Here is a 16,926-nt window from a genome sequence, read left to right on the forward strand (position 1 = left end):
AATTTCCTCGGTGGGGCAACCGCGAAAGACCAGGATATCCAGTTTCAAGGGTTATCACCGTTTTCGGGAGCAGGGGAAGGAGCTACACGAGACCGATTTATCCAGCCAGTTGGCAATACCTTCAAAAGAAAAGCGCCGGAAAATCCGGCGCCTTAGTCTGCTACTTTATGATTATCAGGCTACGCGATGTGGAACATGGGTCACGTCACCACGGCCAGCGAGCAAGCCATCGACTGAGATATCCTCATCGAGATTATCCCAGTGAATACCACGTTTACTCAGTTCATAGTCATTACGTTCTTTGTCTGTGGCATTCAGCAGACGTGGAAACCAGGCGATTGGTACGCCCATCACCCTGCCATCGTTTAATTCGACCCACATAGTGGTCTCATCAAATCGTACATTTTTAGCTGAAATAGTCATTCCAGGCCTCCACAAACATCGTCTGGTTATGTTGAACCATCTTAGTCAACTCTTTAAGAGCCCGGGCATCGAAGCCATCGTTCCTGCTCAGTTTAACTTCATCTTCAAGCCAGAATTTCGCTTCACCATCAGCGTTACGGACATGAATATGAGCGGGTTCTAGAGGATTTCCCTCGTTCGAGTAAAAGAAAAATTTGAATCCGTTAATTCTCAGTATAACTGGCATTAAAAAAGTACCCCGCTCCTGCCAAGATTATCTTGAATAAAAAAGCGCCAGTCAAACTGGCGCCTCTGTAAAATCGTATCAGGAAATGGCGTAGATCGCTTTTCGGCAGATCCCATAACCATGCCCCAGAAACGGTATGTCATCATCAAAATCCATTGGAGGTTCATTAGCAGGAATGTGTGGCGCAGCTGACTGCTGAGGCTGAGGCTGCTGAGGCTGACCCCAACCACCTTGAGCTTGCCCGGGCTGCTGAGCATTACCGGTACCAGCAGGGGCATTACGACTACCCAGCATCTGCATCGTACCATTCACACCAACCACAACTTCAGTTGTCCAGCGTTCAACACCGCCATCATCGGTCCATTTGCGGGTCCGCAATTGGCCTTCAATGTATACCTGTGATCCTTTTTTCAGATATTCACCGGCTATTTCGGCGAGTTTGCCAAACAACACAACGCGGTGCCACTCAGTCTTTTCCTTCATATCACCGCTTTGTTTATCACGCCATGACTCCGATGTTGCAATACTGAACCCTGTAACAGCTGTGCTGCTATTGGGGATATAACGCACTTCGGGGTCCTGACCGAGATGGCCAACGAGAATAACTTTGTTAATTCCGCGACTTGCCATGATGTAATCTCCTGTACCTAATCATATTCACGCTGCGTCCATTCCCCTTTTTCAAGAGCAATATCGGCCTGCAGACTGGTTTTGTAGTATTCGACTGACTCACGGGACACGGGTCCCATTTCGTTCGCGGTTCCGATATAAAAACCGCGCTGACTGGACAGAACCTGAATTTGTAATTGATACCCAGCTTCTGAAGCCAGTAAACCGAATGGATTTCCCATGCGAGAGCTCCGTTACGTTATCGAGAGAGGTAAATCTCCCGAAAGAGATTTACCGGATGTAAGAAAAAAGAATTAAAACGAGTTCGGATCGTAGTCTTTAGGAGCCGCAGAACCTTGTTCCGGGGTTTGAGATGCATTTGGCGCTGTGTAAACGACTTCCTGGCCTTTCTTAATGAACTCAACCTTAATCAGGCGAGCCTTCAGAGAAGGTCTGGATTCACCGGAATGTTCGCCCGACTGAAGGGTAAACACGTCAGCTTTCAGGCCGCTCAGCACAAACCCCAGCAATACTTTTTCCTCTTCATCCACGGCCTTCTGGCAGCGGTTGATGAGTTTTGTAGCTTCTGGGCCCGCAACAGTGACATCGAAGCGAGTGTATGACGCGTTGTCGGTAGGACCAGTCAGGGCATTAATGACAGCGCAGGTAAATTCACCGTTTTGGCCCTGTACACGACGAATCGAGCTCAGGTAGCCGATACCGCTTACGTTAAGATTGAAATACTCTTTTTTCTGGCTGGCAGAGGAAGAGGTGGTGGAAGAAGATGCAGTTGTAGTAGCAGTCATGATGTTATCTCCGGAGTGAAAACTAAACTGGTAGCGGAGAAACATCTATCCCTTGCGGGATAACGTTTCCCGCAGGGAAGTCAGCAAATTTTTGCCGACTGGCTGTATTTGTGAAATGGACCTCAACTCGCCAGGAGTACCTGTTCTCAGAGGTTAAACAGGTTTACCACCCGAAGGCGCCACTCTCAGGTTTTATGTGGCATTGGCATGTGATTACCCGAAGGCGCCCTTCTCAAATCACCAGGGCATTGGCAGTTGTCGATGACAACGATTAGCCTCTTTATCATTTATTCAGACGCAGCAGATGTCAACGCCGGTGTGCGTAAAAAATCATCAATGCCAAAAAATAAAAAAAGCGGCACCTTTCGGCACCGCCTGTGAGGTCTGCACCATTAGACCTGATGTTGACCTGCTTACGCAGTTGCTCCGGGGGTGTGTTCAGGACCCGGCACGGTTTCACGGAGTTTTGTGCCTTTTTGACTCACGTTCAGGTGTGGACGCGGCCAACAAGACTGTATCCTGCAAGCACTGCATTTGATGCTCACAGGACCCGCAGTCACGGGGTGCGGCTTCAGAGCCGTCGCAACAATAGCAAAGGCATCCTGTCCCCGCAATGAGAGACAAGGAATTAATTATTCTTTGGTTTTACAGCCTTAGAGCTACGCGCGCTTTTACGTTTCTGGGTGTCGTTGTTGATGATTCCTTTGCAATCAGGATAACGAGTACACCCCCAAAACTCTCCTTTCTGTCCTTTTTTTAGGCGAGTTTTCCCCCCACATAAAGGGCACGATGGTGTGGGTGGTATTCTAATGCTCACCCGCTGCTGTCCTCCCATGCTGACAAGGTTACGGGTCCATCCGACCTGTCGCTGCAAAAAATCATTCAGGGTAAGGCGTCCTTCTGCTACTTCATCCAGAGCCTGTTCCCAAAGTGCAGTCATTCCGGGGTCGGTTAACTGCGAGGGCAGAGCATCAATGACATCAGCACCAAGATCAGTCGCGCGAAGCTGCTTACCTTTGCGCACAATAAATCTGCGGTTCAGCAATTGCTCAACGATACCAGCACGGGTGGCTTCCGTGCCTAATCCGGCGTTGTCCTTCAGTACCTTACGAAGAGCAATATCGGTAACAAACGCTGACGCGTTCATCATAGCGCCGATGAGTGTTGCGAAAGTATAGTGAGCCGGCGGACGAGTCATTTGCTGCACGACCTCTGCACCGTTTACTCCGCAACGGTCACTCTTCCTGAGAGGAGGAAGTTCAATACTGAGATCATCATCCCCTGCACTATCCTCTTCCTCCTTACTGAAAAGGACCTTCCAGCCCATTACAATCTCCGTCCTTCCTGTTGTGCGGAACAATTGCCCGCCAATGTCAAACTGCAGACGAGTAATATCAGATTCGTGCAGGGGAAGAAATTGTGCCAGATAATTTCGGCGGATAAGGGTGTATACCCTTCGCTCTGCCTCACTTAACGCAGAAAACTTAAACGCGTTTCGGGTAGGGATAATGCCATGGTGAGCTGTGATTTTTTTGTCGTTCCATATCCGTGAAACAAACGAAGTATTTAAACCTGAAAGAATAGAACTACACTCTGGATCAGACAGGCCTATAGCGGAAAGAACCGAGGGGATTTCCTCACGCATAGACTCAGGAAGGTATCCACAATCAGTTCGTGGATAAGTGGTTGCCTTGTGTTTCTCATAGAGGCTCTGCGCAGTATCAAGCACCTGCTGGGGGGACATATCCCAGAGCAGACCACAGGCCTGTTGTAAAGTGCCGAGCGAAAAAGCCAGCGGCGCAGACGCTTTTTCACGCTTCGTCTCACATTCTGTTACGGTCGCTGCGCCAGCCTGCCGGCAAAGATGCGCTACCTGCTGCGCAATGTTTTGATGTACACAGCGTTTTTCTTCGTCGGTATAAACCTTAGCTGGTACCCATTGCGCCGGAAAAGTTTTTCCTCTCGCACTCAGAAGCGCCTTAACCTGCCAGAAAGGTTTAGGGATGAATGTCCCTATCTCCCGATCACGTCGGACAACCAGTGCCAGGGTGGGAGTTTGCACCCGCCCGACAGAAATCACACCGTCGAATCCTGACTGTACCGCAAGCAATGTATACAGACGGGACAGATTCATTCCAATGAGCCAGTCGGCACGAGCGCGACCAAGTCCCGCATGATACATTCCAAGAGTTTCGGCACCCGGGCGCAGATCCTTGAGAGCTGCACGGATGCTCATTTCATCAAGGGCAGAAAGCCAAAGCCGCTGTACAGGACCGTCCCAGCGGCAGTATTCCAGCAATTCACGGGCAATTACTTCTCCTTCCCGGTCCGCATCAGTGGAGATAACCACATCATCGACCTGGCGCAGCAGCCGCTCAATAACCTTGAACTGAGACTGCGTCTCCTTTTTTACCACTACCTGCCATGGGGAAGGCAGGATCGGCAGAGCAGAGAGCGACCATGGTTTACCATACTGTTGACCGTATACTTCAGGCGGTGCAGTCTCCAGCAAATGCCCTACTGCCCAGGTAACAGTGACGCCAGGGCCAGTTAGAAAACCGTCGCCACGTCGGGTGGCACCCAAAACATTCGCAAGATCTCGCCCCTGTGAGGGCTTTTCGCAGATAAACAACCGCATGGTGGTTCCCCGGTCAGGCAGCCCGATATCGCATTCGAAGCAGGTTTACGCTCGATTCATTAACCGGCGGTGAGAAAGCTGAACGTTTTTCACCAAGAAGAACAGACAAATCTGGCTCTCCCGCCACCTCGCAGGCTTGTTTCCATGTTTCGTTGTTTTCCACAGCATCAAACCGGGTAGCATCGATACGGCGATAAGATAAAACAGAGCCATAGACCTGACGAATTAATCTGCCGCCTTCGCTAAGATGATGATCACGGCGAGAACGTGTAATTAATCCATAATGCGATGCCTGTAGTGCCTTTTTCGCAAACTGATCGAAACCTACTAACAGAAATACACACCTGTAACCCAGAGGGGTTCGTGTAAATACCTGGATATCGAGTGGCTCAACAGATGCAACTTCTGTCAATGTAATACCAGGCGGCAGCATGGACATTTCAGCATCAAGTTGCTGTATCAAAGCAGTCATAGAATCTGATGCAACCTTGATCTTTTCTTCCAGGTTAAACATAGCAACATCAGCCCATGGATTATTTCGCAGGGAATCCTGGTTAATCAGAGTCGCACGGTGGAAAAACTGAGGCATACCGATAATTCCGTGCCTTGCAGGCTTTTCACCGTCCTGTTTTTCAGGCTGACGCCCTTGCCATAACCCAATTGCGTAATTCGTATGAAGCGCGATCGTCATTTCAGACTGCAGCGCACCAGTTTTTTTCTCATTTTTTTCAGCCATCGTTGTCACCTGTGTTCAGTTAAGATGAGCAGGCATAGTCCTGAAACACCGGTATCTCCAACAACGCGAAACTCATAATTCCACGAACGAAATTGTAATTTGGTTAATATTTAACCTTGCTGCGCCCCGCAGCAAGGTCGCTTTTTAACTAGCAGTAAAAATATCCCGCGAAACTTAACCATTACACGTCAGGATTGATTATTTTTTATACTTGTTGCGCCCCGCAACAAGCTCACTTTTTAATCAGCCGTAAAACCATCCCGCGAAACATTAACCGCCACACATCAGAATTGATTATTTTTTATACTTGTTGCGCCCCGCAACAAGCTCACTTTTTAATCAGCCGTAAAACCATCCCGCGAAACATTAACCGCCACACATCAGAATTGATTATTTTTTATACTTGTTGCGCCCCGCAACAAGCTCACTTTTTAATCAGAAAAGATTTTTGATGCCATAATCATTTCTGGACCTGTTGCCGAATAGCCGCAATCATCGCCCTTACCTGCCCCTGAGACGGGCGTTTCGCAGGTTGAACAGGGATGTTGGCTGTGGGTACAGTACGTGATTCAACCGGGCGGGAAATTGTTCCACCAGAACTGGCAGTCGCCGTATCCTCTGAAATTTTTAGCTCACCACTTCGCGCCTTGCGTAGCATAGAGAACATCCAGCCCACCGGATTGTTGAGCCTTCCAAGGGCCTGTTGCTCACGCAGCATATCAGCAAGGGCCTTTGCCATTGTCTCCGGAAGCGAAGCCATCTGCGTACTCAGCATCTGCCTGTCTTCACTGTTCAGAGCGTTCAGAAAATCATCTGGCAGGAATTGCTCACCACACGGTACGTACGTTTTTTTATTCACACTGTGTGTGAAAGAACGTACGTTACAGTCCGAATTTCGGACTCCGGTGTAAGTCCTTGATTTTTTACTGAGTCCATTTTCCGGACTCTGTGAATTATCAGGTTTAAGGGAACTGAGTCCGTTTTCCGGACTCAGTGAATTCGGGCTGTTTTTTATGCGTTTTTTACTGAGTCCTGATTTCGGACTCGGTTGCACAGCCTGTCGCTGACGAGCCATTTGTTCTGGTGTGGCAGGTGCACTTAGCCGGCTCTCAATAATGGCCAGGCGGCTGTGACGGTGGCGCATTCCCGGATCATGAAGGATATCATTGACTACAGCCAGCGCCGTCATACGGACGGCTTTATTCCTGCTCAGGCAACTCTCTTCAACAAGGGTCAGCCAGCCTGGATCAAAAGTCTCAGCATCACGGTAGCCCAGCGGCTCATCATGCTGTGCATAGATATTGCCCCGCACACGACCATGGTCGTCGCGAACACGCTTACACAGGCTGAGCCAGCCTGTAAGACGCAGCATCAGCAGAACGCGGCTGACTGTATCTCTGGAGGCCTTCTCTGAATGTGCCGACGCCAGCTGAACCTGGAGCTCATCATAAGTCGGGAAAACAGCACCTTCATTCTGCTGTGCATACAACCGGATCATCACCCAGGCGGTTTTATCCAGTGGCGAAAGACGGGTATCCAGAAACAGCTGCCGGGGAAACGCATCATGTACATTTCCCATAAAAAGAAGCCCGCTGCGCTCCTGACCGACATCACCAGTGTCTGTACGCCGTTCGAGACTACGCTGCATCCTGGACAGTGTATGAGCAACTATGCTGTCTGCCGGAATGGTCATTTTCTGCTCTCCTCTTCAACCTGAGACAGCACAATGCCGGGACGAACCCGGCACTGTACGGTCAGCAGCGGCATTCCGTTACCGCCGTATTTCACGGTTATAGGTCTCATGATCCATCAGCCACCAGTGTTTACCTCCATCCTTACTGAGGATGCGCCAGAACGGCCCAACATCTATCTTGAGATAGCCGTTCATCGTCAACCGACGGAACACCTTCTCACCACAGCATACTGCGCTGAACAGCCGTTGCGCCCTGCGACGAACCGAGGGGGAAACGTGCTGACGTGAAGAAAAGTCGGTCATCTGCATCATGCTTCCTTGCGCTGTTGTGATTCACTCTTGCGGGTTGGGGTTGGAGTTGTCTCCCGGCACCACTGGCAGACCCTGCTCCAGACTGCGGTCAGTGACAGGCCATGCTGCTCAGCGGCAAGCATCATCGCTTCCAGAGCCTGATGAGAGTCCGGGGATGATAGCCCGGCAGCCTTCCACTCGATCCATAGTGCTGAATCCTGTGGCTCCGTCAGAGACTGTGTGCGGCCCTGGCGAGACTCTATCCCCATCAGACGACGCCGTGCACTAACCTCTGATGGAGACAGGCCGAAGTATTTATCAATCAGTTCCATTGAACCGCCAAGCTCAAGCGCCCGGTCTATCATCAGCATTCGTTTCTGCTCATTACGTGCCTGGTTGAGCATCAGCCAAAAATTTTCGTGATTCAGGCTAACATCAAGCACAGAAACGTGTGACTGGCTCAAATAGTGCAGCTCATCAAGGCTTAGCTGACTCAGTGCGCGTATCTCCTCGAGAGACATTCCCAGCGACTCACAGCGGCGGATATTACCGTTTTTGACATCCATCAGCAGTGATGAAAGGATGGCCGTGGTGGCCTGTGAAAGATTGTGCTGGCTCATAGGCCCCCTCCTGATATCATCTGATCGGCAACAAGCAGAACATCAAAAAGCCAGCCCGACAGGCAGGCACTCCATAAAAAAAAGTCAATCATGTGTACAGCCTCCCGCCGTAATCTGCTGTTGAGCCTGCGCACCAGTCAGGCCTTGATGAACTTCGGTATCCCGCCCTGCGAGCCAGCCCGCTACGCGTGCTGCTCTGTCGCCACGGCATTTACCAGCTGCCCTGACGCTTACAGCACCAAGGGGGTCGCCGGTGTGACGCTGGGCAAGCCAGCGCTGAAGCATGGAATTCTCACATTCTGAAGGAGCAAATGACTGCAGTACCTGCCAGACGCCAGATACCCACCCTTCACGAAACTGATCGGCTCGGCGACGGAGCGTGTTCTTAAGAATCCGGCGCTTCCGGTATCCGGCAATCTGACCGTCAGTGTCTGCACGAAGTTGCCGCTGTAAAACGGTATAGATATAGAGCGCAACTTCGGCTCTCCCGCTGAAACCATAAAAGTGCAGAGATCGGCGGACGCTTTTTACACCACTGCAACTTGTGTGGACATGCCAGCCAAACCAGCAGCGGCAGCCCGTAGCCATGCAAACCACCGTTGCAAGAGAACTTAGCCAGGCTGGCACTTTTTCAGCATTACTGGTCAGGTTCTGGCAAACGGACTCCTGGATATCATGAATAGAAAGCATGTCAGGGGTCAGGCCATGACGCTGCATCAGCCGTTGAGCCAGCGCCACTGCACGGGCCGCCTCGTGTGGATTACTGTTCCGGGTACCCAGCGCCATCAGTCGCCGGATACGTGCAATCACTTTTGTGTTTTCAGACATGGTGTAGCCCCCTGCTGCCGGCAGCACGGTGAACATCCTGCTTCTCTTTCACATCCTGACAAGCAGCACACAACTCTACGCCCGGTACTGCCAGCTGGCGGGCTGCGGGAATGTCCGAGCCGCAGCATTCGCAAATCTTTTTTGACGGACGTAATGAGTGCACTTTTGCCCTGATAGCATCGATACCGCGTTGGGTGAAAATAGCGGTACTGGCCTGAGCCATTTCATCATTCAGGTCTTCAGACATTTTCCCCTCCCTTCGCAGCCAGACGCTGCAGCTCACGCAGACGACGTATTACACGAATAAGACGCATTGTTTTTACAACAGTGACATCATCGAAAACGGCAGTATCTGTAGGTTCCTGAGAGCCAAAAAAATTCAGGCAGAACATGAACATATTGAACTGTTTGTTAGGCAGTGAACCTGATAGCCCTGCGAGGAAAAGAGTAAACTCACTGGAGTTCTCTGAAATGGAGAAACCAGCTGAACGATGGTCTTTATTCTCCCGAACACAGTCCGCACAGCCCATCGCTTCGGCAATTTCGAAAGTAAGCCGATAAGTCATATCCTGCAGGTGCTCGATGTCGTCCTGTAATGCAGGGATGTGCCAGATATCATTGACCGGCTCCAGCCCGGTTGCCGCGAAGGCCACTGAGCTAACTGAAGAGATGGAGGACTCATCCTGTTCGCCAAAAGCAGAAATGAGGGCGCTGGAATTAACATCTGACTTAAATTGCCATTCTCCGGCGCTATCAGGATTCTCTGTCTGACCGGTAACTACAGGATTTCCGCCAAACAGGTCATTCTGTACTTCACGACGCGTCTCACTTCCAACAGACATACCACCGGGAAGTGCAGTATTGTCCTGAAGTTCTGGTAAAGCTTCCGGACGCCCTAGCGTGGTCAGCGTACCGCTACGCAGACCAGTAACAGGGGGCTGGGATGATTTATCTGCAGGCAGGGTCGTAACTGGTGGTGTTGTGCGCTCCCGCCCACCTGACTGTTCAGACGCGGGTGTGGGTGCTGGCAGTGGAGGTGGCTCGCCAAACTGTTCCCGGCGTTTTTGCTCACGAGGATCAAGTTCAATTAACCAGCGGTCATAATTCAGGCTTGGATGGGGAAGAGCCTTAACCAGTTGACCGATAAACTCATCCCTGAAAATATCAAGGGCATAGCTTTCAGGTTCATCAAAACACCGGCAAACTGCACCAAACACATCATCAAGAGAACATTCTGGGTTTACGTCACCGCTGAAAGATTTCCAGACCTTCATAGCAGAAGAACGAAGGCTCAGGAGTGGTGTTGCCTGACCACGGCTCATACCACTTTCAAGCAACTGGGGCATATGTGGATACAGGTAATTAAGCGTATCTTCCATTCGGCTTACGCTGGAGTAATCAATAGGATAACCTTCCTTACCCAACAGATCCGAAAGCTCTCGCAAAGTCACACTTCGACCCAGTTGCTCTTCATAAATTACGCGCGCTTTATGAACACCAAATGCCTTTTCTATATAGGTAAGATCTCCCCTGACCTCATTCTCAGCCAGATGACCAACCAGACATTTTAGACGTCCAGGCCAGGGTTTAAAGATTGTATGAACGCGATAAAAACGTTCATCACCAGTCTCCTGCCAGAGTTCGCAGAGGATCTGATACCGGGTATTTCCTCCGTCACTAAAGATATAAACATCATCACCATCCGGATCGCGGGTTACTTTTGGAATCGAATCCAATCCTCGAGCACGGACGGAAGCTTTGATTTCTTCAAAACGAGGGTTGCGCCCTTTGCGCGGGTTATCCGGATTGGGGCGAAGCTGGTCAAGGGTAAGAACCATTGCCATTTCGTTTACTGGCTGTGTTACAGGGGGGGTATTATTATCAGCAGCCTGAGCTGGTGATTTTCCTCGCTGCAACATGGCGTCGCCAAGGTTGAGACCACGGGCATTGCTCATGCAAACCTCCCGGTCTGACCAGGGTTAGCAGAGAAACGCGTATATCGGCCTTCGTATTGCAGTCGGATGGTACCAATTGGTCCCTGACGCTGTTTGCTGACAATAATTTCAGCAACCCCCTTGTCTTCAGTGTTTTCGTGATAGACCTCATCACGATAGATAAAGACAATTACGTCAGCATCCTGTTCCAGTGCACCGGAATCACGAAGATCGCCATTGTTAGGCCGTTTATCAGCACGACTCTCCAGTTGACGATTCAACTGCGAAAGGGCAACAACCGGACAGCTCATTTCTTTTGCCAGCGCTTTGAGTGACCGCGAGATTTCAGCAATTTCCTGTGTGCGGTTCTCGTGATCCGGACAACGCATCAGTTGCAGGTAATCAAGGCCAATGACAGAAGGGTGACCATAACGGCGGGCGTTACGACGGGCACGAATTCTGAGCATGGCGGGGGTCAGTGAGCCAGTGTCATCTATGATGAGGCGGTCTTTAAGGTCCCCCATCAATAGTGAAGACGCGTTTGAAACGCGCGCCCAGTCCTCATCATCCATCTGACCATTTTTTAAATGTGTTAGATCTACACTGCCAAGTGAAGCGACCATACGCATGAGGATCTGCTCGGTGGGCTGCTCAAGGCTGTAAAACTGCGCATGCGTATCGGCTTTTTTCAGAAGTGAATTAAGAATCAGGCTGATCAGAAAAGCAGTTTTCCCCATTGAAGGCCTTGCTGCTATAAGTATCAGATCAGCAGTCTGCAGCCCGCTGGTCATGGCATCAAAATCTTCAAATCCCGTAGGCGTACCAGTAATACCATCAAGCACATTGCAACGACGTTCCAGCTCTGTCAGGAGTTTTTCCATGCCGTCAAGCAGCGTCACAGCCTGCTGTGGTTCTGAACGTTCTGCCAGCCGCGTAATTTTTTGCTCTGCGGTTTCCATCACCGCCCCGATATCAGCACCGGATGCCTTAACAGTCTCGGTTATCTCAGTACCAATTGCGACCAACTGTCGCCCCTGGCTGTACCTGGCAACAATGTCACAGTAAGCGACGATATTGGCCGCACTCGGAGTATTTTTTGAAAGTTCAGCCAGATAGGCGAATCCGCCAAGTTGCTCAAGCGCATCCTTACCGCGGCTTTCAATGCTCTCAGCAAGTGTGATCAGGTCAATCGGACGCCCTGCTGCAACCAGGCGCGCCATTTCATGAAAGATGACCTGATGAACCTTAAAATAGAAATCATCGGTATTGAGACGTAGCGCCACTTCATCCCAGCAGTCGTTATCAAGCATCAGGCCACCAATGACGCTCTGCTCAGCATCCTGAGAAAACAGCCCTGATACATTTCTGCGGTTGTTAGAGGTCATTCCTCGCCCCCCGCATTAGCTAACGCATCAAAATTCGCTTTCCACTCAGGGAAAAGTTCACATGCCAACTGATACATTGACGTAAATGCTGAGTCGCTTTTACGCCGGGTATTTTTTTCAAGACGATGTACCGGTACGCCCTTAACATGCCCAAGGACATAGACAGTCAGGTCATAGATACATGTCTCCAGCAAGTCGATATGAATTTTGTCTGCATGGGCGCTGTAGCGTTTATCTTCAACGACCGCTTTGACTTCGGCGAGAGTCTCAACAGACAGATTGTCGTATTCCATACAGTTGATGAGCAATTTTGTGACCGGAAGCTGAATGCCAAACGCACAATAAGGCAGCAATTCTTCCATCAGCGCGACTGTACCGCGCATGAACTCCCTGACATCAGGAAGAATTGGTTTGGCAATACCCACCATGGTTCCGGTGGAAGCAAGGATGATTAACTCAGACATCACTGACCGCGAGCCTTGTGAATCGACAATAATCACGCCATATGAATTAAAAAGGGGATGTGAAAGAGCATTTCGGAGACGAACTCGTCCATCAGGCGCATTCAGCATTGCAGTAGGGAGAAAATTACGAGGATCGTTGGAAACGATAATGTCCAGATTATTGATTGACGTACGGGAGATCAGATTATCTGGATTGGAGAGATCAACTGTCTGCATCAACAGTTCGTACAAACCACCAGGGGCTTCGTATTCAAGCGGAAATATACTGCTGGCCGTTGGCTGAGCATGATCGCCATCAATCAGAAGTGTTTTGATGCCTGCATCGGCCAGAAATCCTGCAAGATTAGCTGACTGAGTAGACTTACCCTCGCCGCCCTTAGTGGAAACAACAGGTATAATACGAGGCTTAACGCCCAACGTTGGATAATCGATTGATTGTAAATGCATTTTAGCACCTGAAAATTAATCAGGATGCGATTCAACAAATACCGATCATTCTTCTATGGAATTTAACATTTTGTCACAGGGATTGAAAATCCCCGTGTCCTTGGTTCGATTCCGAGTCCGGGCACCACTATTTAAAGAACCCGCCCTCGTGGCGGGTTTTTGCTTTTGGCCTCTCCCCAATCTAGGGATCGTTCCCAACCGCGTCCAGCAGTTTGTTTTTAAAGATAAACAAACACGCCTCGTTGAAGTTCTCCGCCCCCAGACGTTCTGAGAGCGCCGTTCGTTTGCGATAGAGGCTTTTCACCGACGTGTTCAGATCATCGGCAATGGCTTCCATCGACATGCCTGCCCTCAGCAACCGCAGCATGATCGCTTCGTGCGTGCTGAGCCGTAAATTCAGCAGCCACTTCGTGGTCAGGCGCCGTCCCTTCATATTGAGCACCAGGTTGAACAGCGAGGCCATGTCCGGCGCCGTAAGCGACGTGTTCATGAATAACTTCATACTGAGCAGATTCTCCTCGCGGTGTCGCATATCAAGCATAACGCAGCAGATTGTTTTTTTCGTTCTGGCCGGATGGCGTATCAGGTAATCATATAAGCGGAGCGGAGAACGGCTATCAATCAATACAGAATATTCATCTGCACCGCTATCAAATATGTTTCTGTCAATCGAGTCGAGCAGGATAATATCCGGAAAAAATATCCGCATCCCCCTGACAAGGTAGCGATCCTGAGTCACTAACACTATTGAAGTTGCCACTAACCATCCCTTTTAGATTAAAGCAAGAACGATCCTGCGCAAAGCAGACCGCCTTCGTTTTATAGCGCTGTAATATTAACGATAAATGTATTCTGGCTTTGGACATCCCTCAATACAGACATTGTTGGGTAAGACTTCCTGTAGACCATCATTCAATGTCTGGCATTAATTATAAATAAAAAACAACCCCAGAAAAGACACCTCACTAAACATTAAGAATTTTTGTCATGAAACTTCCCAAACATGCACCAGAAAGTACTTTAATTGAGGCACATAAACGGCATTAAAAATATATAAAAATCTGTCACATTAAAAATAAATATATTAAAAATCAATAAGTTATAATTAAGCAAGCAATTGAAAATAATCGCTAAAAGTTGCTTAATACAGAATTATCTCAAAACGATACCGCCGCTTTTCAGCATATTTATCCGGCAACATATCAGGTGTACATTACCTCCCATCCAGTCAACTGAGATGAGGCTCCATAATTACCTTTAAGTAAGTACCCCGTAACATCACCGTATTCAGATTTAATGTTCTCATTTATGGCCTTTTACGCTGAGCTTAAAGGCGGCCGTGTTATGCAATGGATTAATGACAAACAAATGGCAAATAGATATGGAAAGATCGCATCGCTTCAGTACGTTATTCTTTTATCGCACTCCAACATTATTGTTTCTGTTATTCCTCTTTCCTGTTCTGGTTCAGGCTACGGAATCCGTTTATGATCGGCAGATTCAACAGGCGCGTAACGGTAATTACGCGTCGTTTCTCGATTATCTTCAGCGTTATCAGCAGCAGCATGCCCTGACGCCTGAAAACGTTGCGGACTGGTTACAGGTGGCTTCCTGGGCAGGTCATGATGACGAAGTTATTCAGGTCTGGCAGCGCTACAGCATCTATATGCCGCTGCCCGCCCGCGGCGTTGCGGCCGTCGCACAGGCCAGGAGAAACCAGAAGGCGTGGCAGCCCGCGCTGGCGCTCTGGAAACAGGCCCGAAGCCTTGCGCCGGATAACGACGATTATCGTATTGGCTATATCAAAACCCTGGCCGATGCCCGTCAAGATGCGCTTGCCCTGCAGGAAGCCCGGCAGTTGGTCACCGAAAACCCCACTCTGGCGCATCTTCAGACGCTGGCGTACGTCTGGTCACGCCAGGGCAAAGGCTGGGATCGGCTTTTAGCCGACACGCGGGCGCTGAATCTCGCGCCAGAAAATCACGCGCTTCTCCGCGAGCAGATCGACGCGCTAACGGATAACCGGGTGAATACCCCTGCGCTCCTGCTTTCACAAAAGGTGGCTCTGTCCCCGGCGGAGCGTCGTCGTCTTGAGCTGAATGCCGCAGCCGAAAGCGTTCGCCTTGCGGATGTGCCGGGCAGAACGGAAAAAGAGCGCCTGCAGCTTGCGCAATCTGCGCTGAATCGTTACGACGCGCTGCTTTCTCGCTGGCAAAGCGAGCCGCAGGCGGCGGAAGATGTCATCCTTGCGCGTATAGACCGGCTCGGCGCGCTGTACGCCCATGCTGATTATCCGCAGGTCATCAGCGAGTATCAGGATTTGACGGCCGCCCGGCACCCGGTGCCGGGCTGGGCAATCGGCTGGGTTATCTCCGCGTATCTGCAGGAGAAAAACGCCGCTGCCGCCTTCTCGCTTCTGCAACGCTATCCGCAATATGCGTCCGATCCGCAGGACGAGGAGCACGCGCTTTTCTATGCCTGGCTGGATACCGGAGAGTATGCATCCGCCCGCCGGTACGTAGCGCGCCAGACCCGCAACGTCCCCTGGACCCGCTACGATTTCGGCTCCCCTACCCCTCAGCCGAACGATCGGTGGCTTACCGGGCAGTCTCTCCGCTTTAACTATCTGCTGGCGACCAACGCCCTGCCGGAAGCCGAAAGGCTGTCTCAGCATCTGGCGGCAACGGCGCCGGGCAACCAGGGATTGCAGATTGACTACGCCACCCTGCTTCAGGCGCGGGGCCTGCCGCGCGCGGCCGAGCAAAGGCTAAAAAGGGCGGAGGCGCTGGAACCCTCGAATCTGGAACTTGAGCAGCAGCAGGCTTACGTCGCCATGGATCTGCAGGAGTGGCGGCAGATGGATTTACTGGCCGACGACGTCGTCGCCCGCGCGCCTGCCGATCGCAGCGCCAGGCGCCTCGACAGGCTTCGCACCGTCCACCACATGTCCGAACTGCGCCTCAATGCGAGCAAGGGTTTGCACTCCGATAACCCCGTCAGCGGGACGCACGATCTCAACTGGGACGCCACGATCTATAGCCCGCCCCTGGCGGACAACTGGCGGCTGTTTGCCGGCACCCGCTATGCAGCGGGTAATTTTGACGAAGGCAGAGGCACCAGCCGCCACCTGCTGGGCGGCGTCGAGTGGCGGCCACGCGATCTTCAGCTCGAAGCCGAGCTCTCCAGCAACCGCTATCACGGGGCAAACAAGCCGGGCGCTCGTCTCGCAACAACGTACTTAGTGACCGACAACTGGCAGGTCAGCGGCAGCCTTGAGCGCCTGTCGCGCACCACGCCCCTGCGGGCGTTACGCAACGGAATTAGCGCCAACCGGGGCGAGACCGGCGTGCGCTGGTATCAAAACGAGCGCCGAGAGTACCAGTTCAGCGCCGCCCTCAGCCGCTTCTCAGACCATAACCGGCGCCAGGAATACAGCCTTACGGGCAAGGAGCGCCTCTGGCAGACCCCGTCCCTGACGCTGGATCTCGAACCGGGGATCGCCGCCAGCAAAAACAGCCTGCGCGACACGCTCTATTACAACCCGGCGCGGGATCTCTCCGTGACGGCGGCCCTGGCCGTCGACCATGAGATGGTTCGCCATTACGACACCCTCTGGAGCCAGCAGCTTGTGGCGGGAGGCGGCAGCTACTGGCAGAAAAATCAGTCCGCTGGCGCCATCGCCCTGCTGGGATACGGACAGCGCGTTCAGTGGAACAGCGTCATGGATACCGGCGTGATGTTGAACTGGGACAAGCGCCCTTACGACGGCAAACGCGAGAGCAACCTCTCCGTCACGTTTGATGCGACTTTACGTTTTTAAGGATGA

The 16,926-nt window shown here is 51.2% G+C and carries 17 protein-coding genes; 1 reads left to right on the forward strand and 16 read right to left on the reverse strand.

Features of this window, described 5'->3' with window-relative positions:
- Positions 1-174: 174 nt before the first annotated feature.
- The 16 genes from ACMWKK_RS17100 to ACMWKK_RS17175 form a co-directional block, all read right to left on the reverse strand.
- Entirely contained in the window at positions 175-423 is a 249-nt protein-coding gene (locus ACMWKK_RS17100) for a DUF2442 domain-containing protein (RefSeq protein ID WP_000155614.1), read from the reverse strand.
- On the reverse strand, positions 407-649 hold the full coding sequence (locus ACMWKK_RS17105) for a DUF4160 domain-containing protein (protein WP_406542873.1): 243 nt from the start codon (positions 647-649) through the stop codon (positions 407-409). Before ACMWKK_RS17105 ends, ACMWKK_RS17100 begins: the two co-directional genes overlap by 17 nt.
- A 78-nt stretch (positions 650-727) precedes the next feature.
- Positions 728-1,279: a single-stranded DNA-binding protein gene (locus tag ACMWKK_RS17110; protein WP_000168256.1), complete on the reverse strand. Its 552-nt coding sequence runs from the start codon at positions 1,277-1,279 to the stop codon at positions 728-730.
- Between the two features lie 17 nt (positions 1,280-1,296).
- Positions 1,297-1,500 carry a hypothetical protein gene (locus ACMWKK_RS17115; RefSeq protein ID WP_032676552.1) on the reverse strand — a complete coding sequence of 68 codons (204 nt, stop codon included), beginning with the start codon at positions 1,498-1,500 and terminating at the stop codon, positions 1,297-1,299.
- A gap of 72 nt (positions 1,501-1,572) precedes the next feature.
- Positions 1,573-2,064 (reverse strand): STY4534 family ICE replication protein, encoded by a 492-nt coding sequence (locus ACMWKK_RS17120; protein ID WP_032676551.1) that lies wholly within the window; start codon positions 2,062-2,064, stop codon positions 1,573-1,575.
- 628 nt (positions 2,065-2,692) lie between these two features.
- The gene (locus ACMWKK_RS17125; RefSeq protein ID WP_152043810.1) at positions 2,693-4,702 is read right to left on the reverse strand and encodes a DNA topoisomerase III; all 2,010 of its coding nucleotides are present in this window, start codon (positions 4,700-4,702) and stop codon (positions 2,693-2,695) included.
- 13 nt (positions 4,703-4,715) lie between these two features.
- Entirely contained in the window at positions 4,716-5,438 is a 723-nt protein-coding gene (locus ACMWKK_RS17130) for a PFL_4669 family integrating conjugative element protein (protein WP_152043811.1), read from the reverse strand.
- Positions 5,439-5,898: 460 nt separating this feature from the next.
- Positions 5,899-7,131 carry an STY4528 family pathogenicity island replication protein gene (locus ACMWKK_RS17135; protein WP_076734837.1) on the reverse strand — a complete coding sequence of 411 codons (1,233 nt, stop codon included), beginning with the start codon at positions 7,129-7,131 and terminating at the stop codon, positions 5,899-5,901.
- 78 nt (positions 7,132-7,209) lie between these two features.
- The gene (locus ACMWKK_RS17140; RefSeq protein WP_058799658.1) at positions 7,210-7,440 is read right to left on the reverse strand and encodes a hypothetical protein; all 231 of its coding nucleotides are present in this window, start codon (positions 7,438-7,440) and stop codon (positions 7,210-7,212) included.
- The gene (locus ACMWKK_RS17145) at positions 7,440-8,042 is read right to left on the reverse strand and encodes a DUF2857 domain-containing protein (protein ID WP_152043812.1); all 603 of its coding nucleotides are present in this window, start codon (positions 8,040-8,042) and stop codon (positions 7,440-7,442) included. The genes ACMWKK_RS17140 and ACMWKK_RS17145 overlap by 1 nt, the downstream gene beginning before the upstream one ends.
- Before the next feature lie 84 nt (positions 8,043-8,126).
- Positions 8,127-8,870 (reverse strand): DUF2786 domain-containing protein, encoded by a 744-nt coding sequence (locus ACMWKK_RS17150; RefSeq protein WP_152043813.1) that lies wholly within the window; start codon positions 8,868-8,870, stop codon positions 8,127-8,129.
- Complete coding sequence (locus ACMWKK_RS17155; protein ID WP_152043814.1) at positions 8,863-9,117, reverse strand: TraR/DksA C4-type zinc finger protein; 255 nt, start codon at positions 9,115-9,117, stop codon at positions 8,863-8,865. Before ACMWKK_RS17155 ends, ACMWKK_RS17150 begins: the two co-directional genes overlap by 8 nt.
- The gene (locus ACMWKK_RS17160; RefSeq protein WP_198996528.1) at positions 9,110-10,825 is read right to left on the reverse strand and encodes a ParB family protein; all 1,716 of its coding nucleotides are present in this window, start codon (positions 10,823-10,825) and stop codon (positions 9,110-9,112) included. Before ACMWKK_RS17160 ends, ACMWKK_RS17155 begins: the two co-directional genes overlap by 8 nt.
- Positions 10,822-12,189 carry an SPI-7-type island replicative DNA helicase gene (dnaB-PI, locus tag ACMWKK_RS17165; protein WP_152043816.1) on the reverse strand — a complete coding sequence of 456 codons (1,368 nt, stop codon included), beginning with the start codon at positions 12,187-12,189 and terminating at the stop codon, positions 10,822-10,824. Before dnaB-PI ends, ACMWKK_RS17160 begins: the two co-directional genes overlap by 4 nt.
- On the reverse strand, positions 12,186-13,100 hold the full coding sequence (locus ACMWKK_RS17170; RefSeq protein WP_152043817.1) for a ParA family protein: 915 nt from the start codon (positions 13,098-13,100) through the stop codon (positions 12,186-12,188). The genes dnaB-PI and ACMWKK_RS17170 overlap by 4 nt, the downstream gene beginning before the upstream one ends.
- A 181-nt stretch (positions 13,101-13,281) precedes the next feature.
- Complete coding sequence (locus ACMWKK_RS17175) at positions 13,282-13,809, reverse strand: helix-turn-helix domain-containing protein (RefSeq protein WP_112781519.1); 528 nt, start codon at positions 13,807-13,809, stop codon at positions 13,282-13,284.
- Positions 13,810-14,481: 672 nt separating this feature from the next.
- On the opposite strand from ACMWKK_RS17175, the gene pgaA reads away from it, so the two are divergent.
- On the forward strand, positions 14,482-16,920 hold the full coding sequence (gene pgaA, locus ACMWKK_RS17180; protein WP_112781518.1) for a poly-beta-1,6 N-acetyl-D-glucosamine export porin PgaA: 2,439 nt from the start codon (positions 14,482-14,484) through the stop codon (positions 16,918-16,920).
- The last annotated feature ends 6 nt before the right edge of the window (positions 16,921-16,926 follow it).

Source organism: Enterobacter sp. 01-M-03-SI-ECC, assembly GCF_047530215.1.
Lineage (GTDB): Bacteria > Pseudomonadota > Gammaproteobacteria > Enterobacterales > Enterobacteriaceae > Enterobacter > Enterobacter chengduensis.